Source organism: Sporosarcina sp. E16_3, from assembly GCF_017347125.1.
GTDB lineage: Bacteria > Bacillota > Bacilli > Bacillales_A > Planococcaceae > Sporosarcina.
In genome coordinates, this window is sequence record NZ_JADPRX010000049.1 from 1 (window position 1) to 17486 (window position 17486).

Consider the following 17486-nt stretch of genomic DNA (forward strand, 5'->3'; position numbering starts at 1 on the left):
ACATCCTGTAGGCCCGCGACAGGCATAAGTCGATCCAGCGACGTGGCGCTCTTTGCCACATAGCTGGATTGCTTATGACCCGAGCGGCTGGCGCCTGGAGTCTAGATGTAACAAAAAAGGCTGCACATTCAAATCAGGTATTTTCTGATTCGAATGTGCAGCCTTTCTATATATTCAGCCACGTCTGTTGATTAACTAGTTACTTGCATAAGATACTAGTAAGGTAGGCGCAAATGTTTCATTTGGTCTAGTACATTTTCGGCTAAACTAATCACGACAGTTTTGGGGAGGAATTGTAGTTCATTCCTCCTCAAGGGACAAGCGGTGTTGTATGAACATTCTATTCGTTAAGTGCCGACTATATATTTAAAAAACGACAGTGCCAAGTGCCCTATTTAGGACGCTCAGTGCTGTCGTTTTTTGGTTTTAATTGGCTGAAGCAACTGCATTCACACCGGAGATGCGTTTTGCACCTACGTAGCGTTCACCCCAATAATAAGGGTCGTTCAACTTGTCAACGCGTACACCTCTTGATGTCGATGCGTGCGCAAATTTACCATCACCTATGTATATACCAACGTGCGAAACCTTATTACCTACCGTATTGAAGAATACGAGGTCTCCCGTTTCTAAATTCGTTTTACTGACAGAAGTTCCTGATGCATGCATACTAGCCGCCGTACGCGATACTTGTACATCATGTTGCTTTAATACATACGATACGTACCCCGAGCAGTCAAACCCACTAGTTGTATTGCCACCATAGCTGTACTTAACGCCAATTAGGCTTGTTGCAGTTTTTGAAATTGCAGCCGGTTTGGATGAAGCTTCGGCCTGTCCAACGAAAGGCGCGACGAGCAATAGAAATGACATAGCAATAATTGTAATGGACTTTTTGATTGTGAATGTAAGTTTCATATGTTCCCCCAAAGGATTAATTTATCTGAAGTATTTAACTGTTATAACCTTACCATGCATTATGCGGACCCTACATTACAGTTGTGTAACAAGTCTATTACACTATCTGAATTTAAGTAGACTCTTGAAACATAATTGTCTTTTCATGGGGTTTATAGTTTCTTAAAACGGGAATTTAGGTAAGTAGTAGTTAATTTGACGGGAGGCGATGGAAGTGAAACATGAAGATGACATTTCGGATAATACCAATGAGTCTTTTGTTGATACACCAGAAAAATCACCTGATTGGCTAACTAGTACACCAACCGACAAGAAACATACCGCTAGAAGTTATGTCCCTGATCCCCACCTTGGTCATGCGGCAGGCGATTATGAACCCCTTAAAGAAGATAGCCGTTTTCACACATCAGTAGACCCACACCAAACGACTGGAAAATTCAACAAAGAGCGTGGATTCTCTCAAAAAAAACAAGATGAATTAATTGCTAAAAATGGACAGCTTGGTGACACGCCAACTATATCCAGTGCACTAGATCATGATTGACACTAATCCCCTTCTTTCTATATAACAAAAAGGTGATTGCCTGTAAGTCGTAGGCAATCACCTTTTTGTTTTGCTTCATTAAATTTCTAAATCCGTAATAACAATGACATCGTCATGGTCCACTAATTTCGTAATCGGCCACTCAGTCGTTACATTACCTTCAAGCAACTTCTCGATAGCTGCACGTTTCTTTTCACCGAATGCTAGTAAAATCAGTTTTTTCGCACCAAATATCGAACTAATCCCCATCGATAAAGCCGTTTCAGGTACTTTTTCATCATTTTCGAAGTACTGGCTATTCACACCCAATGTCGATTCCGTCAATTTCGCTACATGTGTAATCGAATCGAAAGGAAGTCCTGGTTCGTTAAAAGCGATATGGCCATTCTCCCCTACTCCAAGTAGCTGGATATCCAGTGGGTACTCTTCTAGGAGATCTTCATAAGCGGCACATTCTTCTTCCAAATCTACTGCCATTCCATCGGGAATATTTGTTTTTCTAAATTCTTTTTTATCAAAAAGATGCTCATTCATAAAATAGGCGTAGCTGTTCGGACTTGATTCCGGTATTCCAATATACTCATCTAGATTAAAAGTGACAATGGTCGAGAAATCAAGATCTGATGAAACCCATTTATTATAAACAGGAATCATTGTACTTCCTGTTGCAAGTCCAAGAACACTTAGACGTCCACTTTCAAGTTCATTTTTAATGATTTCATAAACTTGTTCTGCACCTTGTTCCGGGTTTTCAACTTTTATTAGTTTTAGATTTTTCATATAGATCAACCAACTTTCAATAAGATTTAGCTCACGCTTAATTGTAATTTCCACAAACAGTCTGGTCAACTTTAATGGAACTTAATATATCGGCTAGCCGACTTTTTTCATTCGCCAAGCTAATCTATCCGCCTTTATTATCTGGATCCGGCAAATTTATGAAGAATCCGTGAAGTATATAAGAAATTCACTCTCACATCTATAGACATAGGGTTTTCCCTAATTCCCATATTAAACCTTAAGACTATGATAGAGATAAGACAGCGAATCCACTTCGCAAGAAACAGGAGGTGTAATAATGGGGAAAAGTAATTCAAAGCAACATCAGCCCAATCCGAATGAATCTACACATAATTTGAAAGGTACTTTTATTGCCGTCATGTTGTTGGGCGTCTTCATTCTAGTATCTTGGTTCGGATTTTATGCACTATTTTTATCTAGATAATAACTATATCAGGAGGGTTACATATGCATTTGCATAAATATGAAAAGATTTGGCTTGTTTTCGGAATGGCTTCACTCGTCCTATTCTTACTAATTATCGGCTTCGCTGCTTTCTGGAAAGGGACGCACCCACAAAGCCATATGGAAACAATCAATCCACAAAATGTGGAAGCACACGACGCATTCAAGCCTGAAAATCTCGGCATCCGTGAAGTAGCTGACGGCAAATATATCGTCAATATCGTAGCTTCTGCATTTAACTATGATTTCGGTAAAGACACAGAAGGTAATGCTAATAAAACGATTCGCGTGCCAAAAGGTTCCACTGTTCTTTATCAAATCACAACAAAAGACGTTGTCCACGGCTTCCAAGTAGCTGGAACGAATGTCAACATGATGGTGGAACCCGGCCATATTAGCCGTTACGAAGCTGTCATGAAAAATGTAGGCGAATTCACGATTGTCTGCAACGAATACTGCGGCATCGGTCACCACCAGATGTACGGAACAGTGGAGGTGTATGAATAATGACTAAGGTTCAATTACCGCTTTCTAAAAAAGAATCCAGATTGTATATGGCATTCATGTGGGTCACTTATATCTCGCTTTTTGTCGGTGGTCTGATGGGTTTATTGCAGACACTTGTACGATCCGGCAAATACACATTACCGTTTAATATTGATTATTATACAATCCTGACTGTTCACGGTGTCATTCTTGGACTCGTGTTAACAACCTTCTTCATTATCGGCTTCCAGTTCTCACTTATGGGGAAAACAGTCGGAATTTCGGATAAACAGTTAAAAGTCGCATGGTTATCGTTTTGGGTAATGCTTGTCGGTACTATAATGGCCGCTATTACGATTCTTGTTGGTGAAGCATCCGTATTGTACACATTCTATGCACCACTTCGAGCACATCCGGCATTTTATATCGGTTTAGCACTCGTTATTATCGGTAGCTGGATTGCTGCATTCGTTAACTTCCGTCAGCTTTACGTATGGAAGAAAGCGCATAAGGGCGAAAAATCACCTTTACCTGCTTTCATGGTTATTATCAATATGCTTATGTGGTTCATCGCTACAATTGGTGTAGCAACGTCAGTGCTGGTCCTGTTCATCCCTTGGTCACTCGGCTACGCTGAAACAATCAACGTTCTACTAAGTCGTACGCTATTTTGGTATTTCGGACATCCGCTCGTTTATTTCTGGTTACTTCCAGCTTATATGGCGTGGTATGTTGTTATTCCAAAGATCATTGGCGGAAAGTTATTCAGTGATGCCCTTGCTAGAATGGCCTTCATTCTATTACTAATGTTCTCGATTCCAGTCGGTTTCCATCACCAATTGACAGAACCCGGTATTGATCCTACTTGGAAGTTCATTCAAGTAGTGCTGACATTCATGGTTGTTATTCCGTCGTTAATGACCGCGTTCTCGATTTTCGCTACATTTGAAACAACAGGCCGAAGAAAAGGCTTTAAGAGCTTATTCGGCTGGTTCAAAAAGCTTCCATGGAAAGATGTACGTTTCCTAGCACCATTCATCGGTATGGCGGCATTCATTCCAGGCGGCGCGGGCGGTATCGTAAACGCATCTCACCAAATGAATGCGCTCGTCCATAATACAATTTGGATTACGGGTCACTTCCATTTAACTGCTGCAACAACAGTCGTTCTGACATTTTTCGGGATAACGTATTGGCTTGTTCCGCACTTAACAGGCCGAAGACTGACTCCAAGGTTGAACAAACTCGGGATTATTCAAACGTTCATTTGGACATTTGGTATGACGATTATGTCAGGTTCTATGCATATCCAAGGATTACTTGGCGGACCCCGTCGTTCTAGCTTCTCCGAATATGCAGGCGGCGAACAAGTCGCAACATGGATCAATTACCAGATTGCGCAGGCTGTTGGCGGAACAATTCTGTTCATCGGTATTCTCTTGATGGTTTATATTTTCATCCAACTGACATTCTTCGCACCACGCGGCGTTCAAGAATATCCGATTGCCGTTGAAGAAGACGATGCAGAGCCTACACCCAAAATTCTTGAAAACTGGTATTTGTGGATTGGGATTACTATTGCACTGATTCTGTTTGCTTATACGATCCCAGTAATTGATATCATAAAACACTCACCTCCAGGTTCTCCGCCATTCGATTGGCTGATTGGAAGATAATCAAATGATGACGCAGCTCTGATTTACGGATATTATCCGTGGAATCTGGGCTGTTTTCATTTCATTGAACACTGTCATGGCAGTCGGTAATTTACTCTTCTCCATAAAAAAAAGCCTCTTACCCGGTTCATTTTTCCCAGGTAAGGGGCCTTTATCAATTATAAGTTATTCGCTACTCGCTCAACTGCAGCCGCTACATTTTGATGGACGTTTGGATCAAGTGGATGTGGGACAAGATCACCCGGTTTCGTGCTGTCGACAATTGCTAGGGCAGCTGCGATTAGCATCGGGTAGGTAATTTCCTTTGCATGTGCATTGAGTGCACCTCGGAAAATACCCGGGAAGCCTAAAATATTATTCACGAGACGACCATCCGCCGCAAATGCTGCGCCTGCTGCAAGTGCGTCTTCCGGTGAAATTTCAGCGTTTGGATTAGACAAAGCTAAGATAATTTGCCCTTTTCGTACCATTTCTGGTTTGATAAGTCCCGCAACGCCTGTTGTAGCTACGATAATGTCACACGTCGCCATCAGTTCTTCAAGTGAATCAATGACGGTACCGCCGTGATCAGCAAGCCTCTGTCGCGCAACTTCATTACGGTCGATACCACGCATTTCCTTCACGCCATACTTCATAAGCATGCGACTGATTGCTAGACCGGCTGCACCAAGACCAATTTGCCCCACAACCGCATCCGAAAGCAAGACATCAGTTTGTTTACAAGCTGAAATTACAGATGCCAATGTGACAACTGCTGTACCATGCTGATCATCGTGCATGACCGGAATCGAAAGTTCTGCTTTCAACCGCTCCTCAATTTCAAAACAGTGTGGCGATCCAATATCCTCGAGCAATATTCCGCCAAATCCTTGCTGAATATGCTTGATTGTTTCGACAACCTCGTCTGGATCACTCGTATTAAGCAAGATAGGAATACCACTTATCCCGGCGAATTGATCGAATAACACAGCTTTCCCTTCCATTACCGGCATTCCAGCGACAGGTCCGATATTTCCAAGACCGAGAATCGCTGTACCGTCAGTCACGATTGCGACCGTGTTCGAAATTCCTGTGAAATATTTCGCCTGCTCTGGATCATTCTTAATCAGTTCACAAACGTTCGCGACGCCTGGTGTATAGACACGTCGTAAATCACCTAAAGAGCGAATTTCCATACGACCTTTCATATGAATCTTGCCGCCTTCATGTGCTTGCAATACATCATCCGTTACAGCGTGAACACTAATTCCGTCGCCGATTTGATTAACTGCTTCAACAATTTGCATCAAGTGTTTTTCACTTGAACATTGAATTGATATATCACGAATCGTCGATAATGTACCTACTTTTATGGTTTGAATATCACCAATATCTCCATCTAATTGGCCGATAGCTAACGCGACTTTCGCGAAGTTTCCTGGCATTGAAGGTGTTTCGATAATTAAATTACGCATAAATTGTACTTGTTCCATTGTATTACCCCCTGATTATACTAGCCGTTCCTCATTTTACACGTATAGGACCAGGTCGTAAACATTTTACGACTTCGGTTATAATAAATCAAAAATTGATACATTTCACACAAGATTTCAGCAAACAATAATTTGTCAAATTATATTTATTTAAAACAGATATATAAACAACGTGTGAACTTTTCCGCAATTAGTTACAAGATTCGACATTTTTTTCACCGTAATGTCGAATTTATTAGACGATTGCCCCTTCTTTCGGTTATAATAAAAGATAGTAAGTTTCGTTACATCATTCTTTCAAGGAGTTGCAGTTTACTTGTCTTTACAGAAAAATTTCATTATCGGGCTTATGCTTTTTGCTTTGTTCCTCGGTGCGGGTAATATCATTTTCCCACCACTTCTCGGGCAAATGGCAGGAGACGAGCTTTTCATTGCTATGATTGGATTTCTAATTACAGGAGTTGGATTGCCTCTTGTTGCAATTCTAGCAATCGCGAATGCGGGTGGCGGCTTAGAAACCATTGCAAGTCGTGTCAATCCTTATTTCGGAATTGCCTTTACGATGATTGTCTATATGGCGATTGGTCCGTTTTTCGGCATTCCGCGAACGGCTACCGTTTCATATGAAATCGGTGTCGTTCCGTTTCTGCCTGATAGTATTTCCGACTCAAACTGGCCACTTGTATTGTTTACGATTATCTTCTTTATCATCACAGTGGTACTCGCACTGAATCCTGCGAAACTCGTCGATCGCATAGGTAAGGTGTTGACACCTATACTATTCCTAGTCATTGGAGCACTAGCTGTGAAAAGTATAGTGTCTCCTATGGGAGATATCGGACAAGCACACGTTGATTTTGCAACCAATGCCTTCTTCCGTAGCTTTGTTGAAGGGTATTTAACGATGGATGTCATCGCAGCACTTGTATTCGGCATCGTCGTTATTAATGCACTTAAAGCAGAAGGCGTAACAGAAAGTCGGGCTGTCATGAAAGCCATGGTTTTCGCTGGTGTTGTCGCAGCTACGGGATTAGCACTTGTTTACATTTCACTCGGGTACATAGGAGCGACTAGCGTCGATGCTATCGGAATACAGGACAATGGAGGCGCAGTTCTCGCACTCGCATCTACCGTCTTATACGGACCATATGGGACGATGATTCTAGCCTTGACAATTATTTTTGCCTGTCTGACAACATCGATTGGTCTCGTTTCAGCATGTGCACAGTATTTTAAGCATGTATTTCCGCGGAATTCTTACAAGACATACGTCTTAATCTTCGCGGGATTCAGTGCAATTATTGCGAACGTTGGATTAACGCAACTTATTTCCATTTCAATTCCAGTTTTACTGACAATCTACCCGCTTGCAATTGTTCTGATGCTTATGTCATTCATCGACAAATCGTTTGGTCGAGAGCCAATTGTCTATATCTTGGCGCTTCTGGCAACTGCTTTTGTTAGTATTTTTGACGGATTAAAAGGTGCTGGAATAGAGATTAAGCCTGTCAATGATATGCTTGCCTATCTCCCGCTCTATGAACAGCAGATCGGTTGGCTTGTACCAGCTATTGTCGGTGCACTTATTGGCGTGGTTCTAATCCCTTTGTTTAAGAAACGGATTTAGTTCTCAGAAAGTTCATGCTTTTCTATACCATTTCAGCTATACTGAATGAACATTCAGTATTATGGAGGGTTGTCCAGTGACGATGAACTTTGATGACATGACTTTGGCGGCAATTTGGCTTAAAATCGACGAAAAGTTGAATGGGGAACCAGGTCCAATTAAAGGAATGACTGTCAGCTATTCATTCAATTTATCCGGTGAAGATGGTGGTCTATATGGCTTAACATTAGCAGATGGCAAAGCCGAAACGATTACCGGAGATCCCGGTGAGGTTGATTGTGCATTAACGTTGAGTGTGAAAGATTTCAAGAAGCTACTTGCTGGCAACTTGAATTCGACCGCCGCCTTTATGATGGGTAAACTTAAAGTTAAAGGTACTATTGGTCTTGCACTAAAACTAGAAGGTTTGTTGAAACAGTATTCGTTTTAATAACAGGAACCGACTCTCACTGAATGTGGGAGTCGGTTTTTGTTTTCCCATAGTTAATGAAATAATTACATTTGAAGCCATCAATAAGTAATTATATAAATTACAAGTACCATCTTGCATAATCAAAGTACCCAAGACGCGGAAAAGTCTGCAATTAGCAACACTGTATTATAGGCTGCTGAATTGGGCGACCGGTTTGAAATAACAAATGAATACTTGTGATAATTGAGCGAAGGCGCCTTACAAGGGGCAGCCGAAGCGTGTTCAGTGAAACTCTTTATTTCGACATATATAATAGCGTATAATAACCCTTATGTGACACGCTCGTAATCTATCTGTAACATAAATGTAATTTAACAGTCTATTGTTCTAGTTCTATTAATCAGATAGAATACATATATAGAACTGTTTGTCGTGGAGAGGGGAAAATAGATGCAAAAGAGAGCTTTTTCAGTGCTGGCGACCTTTGCCCTAGCGACGTTTATCTCGGTCGGGAGCGCAAATGCAGCAACTGATTCATACACCGTCAAGCCCGGTGACACGCTATGGCAAATTGCTACAAAGCATAAATTAACTGTGGACGAACTGAAAAGTCTAAACAGCCTTGCTTCCGATTCGATTAAAACCAATCAAAAATTAGCCGTTTCTGCAAAAGTTGCGGTTAGTCAAAAATCAGGAGCAGTCAATTCGGTCTCAGTAAAAACAGCAAGTACAAAAGTTCCCGCCGTACTTAAAGAGACTTCTTCCACTAACTCATGGAAGAATACCGTTGCAACAACTGTCAAGCCGAAAGTGTTGAATCTTCCCTCTAAAAAGGTATTAGACAATGCGGTCGAAGTTTCGCTTCCGCTTTTGCATACACCTTATGTTTGGGCTGGCGCAACTAAAGAAGGCTTTGACTGCAGCGGATTCATTTATTATGTATTTAGCGAGGCAGGACTTAATATGCCGAGACTAGATACTATTGGTATGCATACCAATTCTAGTAGTGTGGACGAGCCTATACCAGGCGATTTAGTGTTTTTCGAAAATACATACCGAAGTGGCATTTCGCATGCTGGAATTTATTTAGGTGATGGTAACTTCATCCACGCCGCTTCGCAAAAAGTTGAAATTACTTCAATTAATTCAGTTTACTGGAAAGATAAATTCACAGGCTTCAAACGCTTTAATCAGCTTAATTGATACTTAACAGCTTTCCTATTCGTGGGTAAGCTGTTTTTATATTGGTGTGTAGGGTTGATGGAGTTTGGTGTAGTATTCTAGTGATTTGTCGTATTGTTCCACAGTTCTGTCGGACAGTTCATCATACTCCGCGTTCAATCTCCAACTTTTTTTAATCCCATTCAAAATTCTAGCTATTCTCCAAACCAAATGTAAGTTATAATTGAATTGACAACTGTCAAGACACCTGGTCTTTCAGTGTGTCGTTTGGGGTATACGCCTCATACGTTATAAAAAAGGAGGAACGAATTCATGAAGAAAAACAGCATGTGGTCACTCAATTTCACGACTGCCGCCCTTGTCCTTATTCCAGCAGCTATCGGCATCAACTATTTAGGGAAGTTGTTTGCTGGCCTACTTAAATTGCCGCTATGGCTCGACTCTATCGGTACAGTGCTTGCCAGTATGCTAGCAGGTCCGATTATCGGTGCCATTGCAGGAATTGTGAACAATGTTATTTACGGCTTCACTGCCGATCCGATTTCATTCGTCTATGCAATTACATCCGCAGTCATCGGTCTAGTCGTGGGGGTTATGGCCTATAAAGGATGGATAGTAAACGTAGGAAAAGCACTTGTACTTGGACTTGTCGTCGGCTTGATAGCCGCTACAGTCTCAACTCCTCTTAATATTATGTTTTGGGGTGGGCAAACCGGGAATGTATGGGGTGATGCACTTTTCGCAACAATGATGGCACAAGATATGCCACTTTGGTTTGCATCATTCGCAGACAGCATTGTCGTCGACGTGCCTGATAAAATGGCAACAGTTCTAATCAGTTTCCTTCTTTTCAAAGGACTGCCTAAGAATTTGACGCATATGTACGACAACCGTTCAGAAATAGAACGTCTTTAAGGACTACGTAAGCGGCCTGGTTCATCGGGCCGTTTATAACAAATTATAGGTTAGGAGGATTCCCGTGAAAAACATGACACTGTATGTAGATAAAGATTCGTTCATCCACAACATCGATCCGCTAACCAAGCTCTTATTTGTCTTCCTATCAATCGCATTGACCTATATCCTTCCGACTCATTTATTCGTCATCTGTGTCTTGGCGTTTACGCTCCTTCTACTTCTCGCTGGCAAAGTGTTCAAGTACATTTTGCCGGTTATTGGTGTCAGCCTGTTGTTGATTATTTCTATCATCATCGTTCAAGGTTTCTTCCATCCGGACCGCGCAACACTTCTTTTTGAAATTGGTCCCCTTCCTATTTATAAGGAAGGATTCGCATTCGCGTTACTACTCACCCTTCGTATCATAAATATGGTGTGTGCGTTCGGCGTTCTCATTTTGACAACGAAACCGGATGATCTTGTCGAATCACTTATCAATAAAGGAATGTCCCCTAAAATCGGTTACGTGTTTCTGTCGGTATTGCAAATTATCCCGCAAATGCTAGCAATGACTAGTAAAATCACCGATGCACAGCGAGCACGTGGCATGGAAACAGAAGGGAATTTGCTAACGCGCATCAAGTCATTTATCCCACTACTCGGTCCAGTTGTTCTTAATTCATTAAACGATACGCGTGAAAGGTCTATTGCACTTGAAATTCGCGGATTCAATGCGAAAGGAAAAAAAACGTTTTTGAATGAATCTTTTCATTATAAATATGGACTCATCTTGAAAATTATTCTTATCATCACGTTAATCGCCGCTATCGTCTGGAGGGTTGTCTTATGAACAGTATCCGTGTCGAAAATCTAACATATAAATACCCGAACACCGATACTTTCGCCCTTGACGGTATTTCATTCGCAGTAAAAAAAGGTGAATTTGTTGGCATAGCAGGCATGAATACTGCTGGAAAAACGACGTTATGTTTTGCACTCAGTGGTTTAGTTCCCCACTTTTTCAAAGGCGCATATGGTGGTGATGTTTTCATTGGTGACATGGACGTACTTACACATGAAATTAGTGATATTACAGCGAAAGTTGGACTTGTTTTTGAAAATCCATTTTCGCAAATGACTGGTGCCAAATTCACGGTTTACGATGAAATCGCCTTCGGACTTGAAAACTTAGGCATCCCTCGCGACGAAATGCATAGGCGAATTAAAGAAAGTATGCAATTCCTCGATATCGAAGCATTAGGGGATAAAAATCCATTCTCCTTATCTGGCGGGCAAATGCAGCGTGTCGCAATCGCCAGCGTTATCGCCATGAAACCGGATATCTTAATACTCGACGAACCGACGTCACAGCTCGATCCGCGTGGTTCGGAAGAAGTATTCCGCGTCGTTGAAAACCTGTCGAGAGAAGGCATGACGATACTAATGGTCGAGCAGAAAATGGAGAAACTCGCCGCCTATTCCGATCGAATTTTACTCATGCATGAAGGTAAATTGATAGATTCCGGACCGCCTGCAGACATCTTTTCACGTGATGATTTACCGACTTTCGGAGTCGTACCACCTGTTTATACAACAGTCGCAAAAGCACTTCATTTAAAAAACGAGTTGACTGGCCGTTATCCGATATCACTCGAAGAAATGCCTGCAAGTGGAATTACCAGTGGGGATATCAGGACAATCAGTGAATCCTTGCCTTTAACAAAAACGGCTGGTCCTGAGATCATAGTAAAGGATCTCCAGTTTAGCTATAACAAGGATACCCCTATTTTGCGTGGGATCAGCATGACCTTAAGCGGTGAACCCACAGCCATTATTGGACAAAATGGCGCTGGTAAAACTACTTTCGTCAAACTATTAAAAGCGTTGCTAAAGCCAAGTGCTGGCGAACTCATCATAAATGGCACGAATACGAAAGACACGACCGCGGCAAAACTTGCGGGCATTATCGGGCTCATTTTCCAAAATCCAAATGACCAGATTTTCAAAAATAATGTCTTGGATGAAGTGATGTTTGGGCCGCTCAACGTTGGACAAACGGCTGAAGTTGCGCGCTTGAATGCTGAGAAAATGCTGGAACGCGTTGGCTTGTTAGATAAAGCAGGAGAAAATCCATACGATTTGAGTCTAGCCGAGCGGAAAATGATTGCTGTTGCTTCCATTCTTGCAATGGATACGGATATCGTTATTTTCGATGAACCAACAATGGGGCAAGATGCACGTGGTAAGGCGATTCTAAAAGAAATTATCAACGAGTTGCATGCGCAAGGTAAACTTGTGCTCTGTATTTTGCATGATATGGATTTTGTCGCTGAAACATTTGGTCGTACGATTATTATGAGTAATGGACAGTTGTTATTCGATGGCCCGACTCGCATCGCCTTTTCGGAAGCGGATATTCTCCACACTGCTCGCCTTGAGCAGCCTCATATTACCCAACTTGCTCGTAAAATGGGTTATGACGGAATTTTATTGAAAGAAAGCGAAATAATCAAAAGCGCAAGCACCTGATCAGCCCCGACAAGCGCTGAAAGGCCTGTAGAAAAAGGCGCTCCTTGCCTTTTCCTACAGGACAGAAGCGATAGAGGAAGGCAGCTTTGAGATCGCGACATCCTGTCGCAACAGCTGCATGACCCACGTCGTGTGGGCCCAGGGGCTAGGTGCTGGAGTCTAGACGTAAACAAAAGCGGAAACGCCTATTTAGAGGCGGCAGGCATAAGAAGGGCTGGCTATGCGGCGCACTTTACCGCATAACCGGACCAGCTTATGACCGAGCCTCTAGGCGTTGGAGTCTAGACGTAAAATCTCTAGGTTACAACTTATCCACAGTACAAGATTTTATAATTTCCTAAGAATAAGCAAAAGACCGCTTCGCCAACTAATAGGCGAGGCGGTCTTTCACTTTATAATCGAAATCTTGATATCGTTGCGTTCAAATCATCGGTTAGTTCGCGAAGGGCTGTCACCTTGTCGACTACTTTCCCTATAGACGCTAGTTGCTCTTCTGCTGAAGCGGAAATCTCCTCACTGCCTGCAGCCGTTTGTTCCACGACTGCACTAATGTTTTCGGTATTCTCAAGCACCGTAACATTAAACTGCTTCGAATTATTCACGCCTGTAACGAGCTCTGTCAGCGCTTCTGTAATATTCCCCATTTTATCTTCGATGTTGGCAAATGAATTCAGGGTACGGGTTACATTGCCGTCTTGTGCTTCGGCAATTTCAACACCTTTTCCAACTGATTGTGATATTGAGCTAAGTCCGCCTTTGATCAGGTTAACCATATCGAAAATCTGTGAAGTTGCGGTTGTTGATTCATCTGCTAATTTCCTAACTTCCGAGGCAACCACTGCAAATCCTTTGCCCGCTTCTCCTGCACGCGCAGCTTCTATGGCAGCATTCAACGCAAGTAAGTTCGTCTGCGAAGCAATGTTGGAAACCGCCTTGGCCATATCTTCAATTCGTATCGCATAGTGCGTAAATTGCTCAGTCGCTTCTTTAATCAATTCAGATGCTACGTTATTGCTATCGATAAGTTCACGCTGTTCATTGATTGCGCGACGCCCTTCCACAATTGCCTCGTTTGCCATAGCAGCAGAATCAGCAGAATTACTTGCCCGGCCGACATTAAATTCGAATTCCTCATTCATCCGTTCTATGAGCTCCACGGAATTTTGCAAGTCCTCGGAGATGCTTTGGGTCCCCTTTGCAAGCTCTTCCGTCGATAATGTCACTTGGTTGCTCGCTTCGGTAAGATAACGATTTTCCACCTCAAGCTCTTTTGTGTAATCATCTACTTTCCGGCTTGCCCCATCAATCGATTGCAATAATGTCCGCAACTGATTGGTCATGGATGTGAATGAACGATTCAAATGACCAAGTTCATCGTTTTTATCATACTGAATCGGCTCTACGACCAGATTTCCCGATGCGATTTCTTCGGCGTTCATCGCCAACTTCTTAAGTGGATTTGTAATGACGTTCGCAAGTCGAATAATGATTACCATTGTCCCCATAATGACAAATACGCTACCAATAATTGCGAATGTAATGATGCCTTTAATTTTAGCGGCGAGTGCGTCTTGTAAATAGTCATAATGAGCGGAGGTATAGAGATCTACCATATAAATATCATTGACAATCCCCACGTTGCGAAGCGATTGCCGATTGATTTCCGCGGAGTTATTTTCCTCAACGGCCGCCAGCGCTTCTTCTTTTAATAACTGAAATTTCTCTTGTGCCTTCAAAAGAATTGCCCGTGGCTCCTTCTCTCTAACAAGGCTTTCCGCAACGAAGAACTTTTCAGCGGTCGACTCCAGTTGTTGACGAACATTATCTTTATTGCCATCCGTCATGTTATAAGCAAGAGTGTTCAAGCTTTGCATCGACGCTTTCGTTTCTGCATTCACGTCATGAACAGCTAACAGCACATTCAGGTAATCACTACTTGTATTTTGAATCGCCAGCATTCTGACAATAATAACTGCGATCATCAGAATCGATAGGCCAAGCACGAAAAGTGAATTGATCACTATTTTTCTCTTTATTGTCATTTCAGCTTTCCCCCCATCATTCCATTTCCAACGCGGCTTGTTCGATGAGCGCGTCTAACTTACCTTTTTCAGCGTCCGTCAGTTCTAGCCCTCTAAATGGTGCAAGACCTACTGCGTTTTCAGCTAGCCCCAGTTCAATGTGGCCGGATTGAATTGCTTCCGACTCCTTATAGGTATGGATGATATTGAACAACGCACTATCAATATTTTTCATCATAGATGTAATGACGGCTTGTTCTGCATAAAAGTATTGATCACTATCTACACCGATTGCATAGATGCCCCTTTTTTCAGCTTCTTTCAGCATACCCACTCCCGTGAATCCGGCAGCAGCGTAGAGAACATCCGCCTTATTGTCAATCATCTTCGAAGCAATCTCTGCCCCCAAGCCATCGTTATCAAAGTTATCGGCATATTCATTGAGAATAACGATAGCAGGGTTAACCAACTTTGCCCCTTGGATGAACCCTTTCTCAAATCGTTGAATGACCGGGACCTCCATACCACCGATAAAACCGATTACCTGTGATTTTGAAACAGTCGCGGCTACAATTCCAGCAAGCATACTTCCCTCGTCTTCCTTAAAGGTAATCGACGTAATATTCGCGGCTTCCGAAACGGCATCAACGAGAACGAACTTTTGGTCCGGAAAGTCCAGGGCCACTTTTTCCAGCTCCTGCTGACCAGTAAATCCTAGCGCAAATACTAAGTTATTTCCGCTTTCTACAAGTTCTCTGAATCCTTTTTCGTATGTACCTGTTTCCGCAAGTTCCAAGTATTCGACAACAATACCCTCTTCATCCCGCGCCTTTGTCAAGCCCGCGAATGCCAAATCCGAAAACGACTGATCTCCAAGACCATTTTCCGACAGCATGACACCCACTTTTACTTTTCCTTCAAGCGGATCTTTTTCTTCAAGCCCGCAGCCTGCAAGTAAGAGTAAAGCTGTTGTAAGAACAATCAATAGTTTTAATTTCATCTCTATCACTCACTTTCATTTACCTTTTCCCTTGTATTACATCGGATATAATTTTGATTTGTTGACAATAAAACTTATGTTGTCCGATGTCTTACAACTGCGTTTTTTCAGACTACTTAGACGAGCAAAAAAACAGCCCGTTACCAATCATATGTCCTCGCCCAAATGCTGAATATCATCTTCCGCCGTTTATCCATAGGCCAAGCATTTTATAATTTCCTACTACAACGAAAAAAACAGACGTCATGGAGTAAATCCATGACGCCTGTTTTAGTTCATATATATACCCTACTGGTTATACATACACTTCATTAGAGACATTATCTTGCAGAGTATCCGCCATCAATAACAAGTTCTGCACCTGTAATGTATGCAGCTTCGTCTGATGCCAAGAAAAGAACCGCGTTCGCAACGTCTTCAGGCTTTCCAAGACGAGCCAGTGGTGTCATTTTCACAAGCGCCGTAACTACGTCTTGTGAAGATTCTAGACCCTTCGTCATTGGTGTTTCGATGATTCCTGGGAATACGGTATTGACACGTACACCATATTGTCCAAAGTCCGCTGCAGCCGCTCGTGAAATCGCACGAACCGCTCCTTTTGATGCAGAATAAGGGTTCAAGCCCATTCCGATAAGTGCTGTATATGAAGAGATATTGACGATTGAACCTTTAGCTGCTTCTTTCATATACGGAAGTACATGTTTCATACCGAGGAATGGTCCAAAACTATTGATATCCGACAGTCTGCGCCAGTCTTCAATTGTAATTTCATTCATCCCTTTTTCCGTAGAAATACCAGCGTTGTTAATTAAGATATCAATCTTTCCAAGCTTAGCCACCACTTTTTCAGCAGCTTCTTTCCACTCTTCATCAGAAGTGACATTCAGTTTAACCGTCATCACATTTTCATAGCTGCCCCACTTTTCTTCAAGTGCTGTTTCATTAATGTCTGCTGCAATTACAGTAGCACCTTCAGCTGTAAACATCTTGACCATCATTTCGCCCATACCTGATGCGCCACCTGTTACGAATGCAACTTTATCTTGTAATCTACCCATTATGACCACTCCAATTCAATATACTTTAACGTCTAAACAATAATCCTTTTTTGAGCCACTTGCAATCTATTTACTTTGGTAACTATGTTGAATTCTGTACATCATTCTGCTACTAAAAACATAGAAAAACATGTAAGTTCCTCTACGCTAGACTCTTCCTGCTTCTTCGTACCCCGCCTCGCCATTTGCCCGCTATTACGATTGGTTTAGCACTCCACAGGCGTAAATTCGGATGTAGCCCACCCTATTGATACGCGGTTTTATTTTGTCACAACCGTGTATTCCTTCGTATATTTCAAATTTAAACTCGCATTGAAATCCCGATCCATTTCCAACCCGCATTTTCCACAATTGAAAGTACGATCGGCGAGGGATAAAGAAACGTTTTTCTCACCACAGTCCGAACAGCGTTTCGAAGA

General features: G+C 42.2%; 17 protein-coding genes. 10 read left to right on the plus strand and 7 right to left on the minus strand.

All coding sequences use genetic code 11. The annotated features are described in order from the left end of the window. Positions 1-426 precede the first annotated feature (426 nt). On the minus strand, positions 427-918 hold the full coding sequence (locus I2483_RS18225; RefSeq protein WP_207278516.1) for a C40 family peptidase: 492 nt from the start codon (positions 916-918) through the stop codon (positions 427-429). A 208-nt stretch (positions 919-1126) separates the two neighbouring features. Here I2483_RS18225 and I2483_RS18230 point away from each other — a divergent pair, with 208 nt between their 5' ends. Next, positions 1127-1462, plus strand: coding sequence for a hypothetical protein (locus I2483_RS18230; protein WP_207278517.1), 336 nt, complete (start codon positions 1127-1129; stop codon positions 1460-1462). 78 nt (positions 1463-1540) lie between these two features. Here the strand turns inward: I2483_RS18230 and I2483_RS18235 are convergent, their stop codons facing one another. Beyond that, positions 1541-2242, minus strand: coding sequence for a glucosamine-6-phosphate deaminase (locus tag I2483_RS18235; RefSeq protein ID WP_207278518.1), 702 nt, complete (start codon positions 2240-2242; stop codon positions 1541-1543). A 298-nt stretch (positions 2243-2540) separates the two neighbouring features. Here I2483_RS18235 and I2483_RS18240 point away from each other — a divergent pair, with 298 nt between their 5' ends. Genes I2483_RS18240 through I2483_RS18250 form a run of 3 tightly spaced genes read left to right on the plus strand, consistent with a single transcriptional unit; the run spans position 2541 to position 4869 of the window. After that, positions 2541-2687, plus strand: coding sequence for a cytochrome c oxidase subunit 2A (locus tag I2483_RS18240; protein ID WP_207278519.1), 147 nt, complete (start codon positions 2541-2543; stop codon positions 2685-2687). A 23-nt stretch (positions 2688-2710) separates the two neighbouring features. After that, complete coding sequence (locus tag I2483_RS18245; RefSeq protein ID WP_207278520.1) at positions 2711-3214, plus strand: cupredoxin domain-containing protein; 504 nt, start codon at positions 2711-2713, stop codon at positions 3212-3214. Continuing rightward, positions 3214-4869, plus strand: a complete 1656-nt coding sequence (locus I2483_RS18250; RefSeq protein ID WP_207278521.1) for a b(o/a)3-type cytochrome-c oxidase subunit 1 — start codon at positions 3214-3216, stop codon at positions 4867-4869. Before I2483_RS18245 ends, I2483_RS18250 begins: the two co-directional genes overlap by 1 nt. A gap of 158 nt (positions 4870-5027) precedes the next feature. Here I2483_RS18250 and I2483_RS18255 read toward each other — a convergent pair whose 3' ends face one another. Continuing rightward, positions 5028-6341, minus strand: coding sequence for an NAD-dependent malic enzyme (locus I2483_RS18255; RefSeq protein ID WP_207278522.1), 1314 nt, complete (start codon positions 6339-6341; stop codon positions 5028-5030). Between the two features lie 316 nt (positions 6342-6657). On the opposite strand from I2483_RS18255, the gene brnQ reads away from it, so the two are divergent. The 6 genes from brnQ to I2483_RS19540 all read left to right on the plus strand — a co-directional run bounded on the left by brnQ (position 6658) and on the right by I2483_RS19540 (position 12988). Then, positions 6658-7968, plus strand: coding sequence for a branched-chain amino acid transport system II carrier protein (gene brnQ, locus I2483_RS18260; protein ID WP_255550513.1), 1311 nt, complete (start codon positions 6658-6660; stop codon positions 7966-7968). Between the two features lie 82 nt (positions 7969-8050). After that, positions 8051-8398: an SCP2 sterol-binding domain-containing protein gene (locus I2483_RS18265; protein ID WP_255550515.1), complete on the plus strand. Its 348-nt coding sequence runs from the start codon at positions 8051-8053 to the stop codon at positions 8396-8398. Positions 8399-8830: 432 nt separating this feature from the next. Beyond that, positions 8831-9583 (plus strand): C40 family peptidase, encoded by a 753-nt coding sequence (locus I2483_RS18270; protein WP_207278524.1) that lies wholly within the window; start codon positions 8831-8833, stop codon positions 9581-9583. A 291-nt stretch (positions 9584-9874) separates the two neighbouring features. After that, a complete protein-coding gene (locus I2483_RS18275) occupies positions 9875-10477 on the plus strand; it encodes an ECF transporter S component (RefSeq protein WP_207278525.1) in 603 nt (200 codons plus the stop codon). A 73-nt stretch (positions 10478-10550) separates the two neighbouring features. Then, the gene (locus I2483_RS18280) at positions 10551-11309 is read left to right on the plus strand and encodes an energy-coupling factor transporter transmembrane component T family protein (protein ID WP_218625010.1); all 759 of its coding nucleotides are present in this window, start codon (positions 10551-10553) and stop codon (positions 11307-11309) included. Further along, entirely contained in the window at positions 11306-12988 is a 1683-nt protein-coding gene (locus I2483_RS19540) for an ABC transporter ATP-binding protein (protein ID WP_255550514.1), read from the plus strand. The genes I2483_RS18280 and I2483_RS19540 overlap by 4 nt, the downstream gene beginning before the upstream one ends. A 392-nt stretch (positions 12989-13380) precedes the next feature. Here the strand turns inward: I2483_RS19540 and I2483_RS18295 are convergent, their stop codons facing one another. The 4 genes from I2483_RS18295 to I2483_RS18310 all read right to left on the minus strand — a co-directional run. Next, positions 13381-15030, minus strand: a complete 1650-nt coding sequence (locus tag I2483_RS18295) for a methyl-accepting chemotaxis protein (protein WP_207278527.1) — start codon at positions 15028-15030, stop codon at positions 13381-13383. 16 nt (positions 15031-15046) lie between these two features. Continuing rightward, complete coding sequence (locus I2483_RS18300) at positions 15047-16009, minus strand: BMP family lipoprotein (protein WP_207278528.1); 963 nt, start codon at positions 16007-16009, stop codon at positions 15047-15049. A 320-nt stretch (positions 16010-16329) separates the two neighbouring features. Next, the gene (locus tag I2483_RS18305) at positions 16330-17067 is read right to left on the minus strand and encodes an SDR family NAD(P)-dependent oxidoreductase (protein WP_186673792.1); all 738 of its coding nucleotides are present in this window, start codon (positions 17065-17067) and stop codon (positions 16330-16332) included. Positions 17068-17327: 260 nt separating this feature from the next. After that, positions 17328-17486: zinc ribbon domain-containing protein (locus I2483_RS18310; RefSeq protein ID WP_207278531.1), on the minus strand; the 159-nt coding region annotated here is incomplete at its 5' end.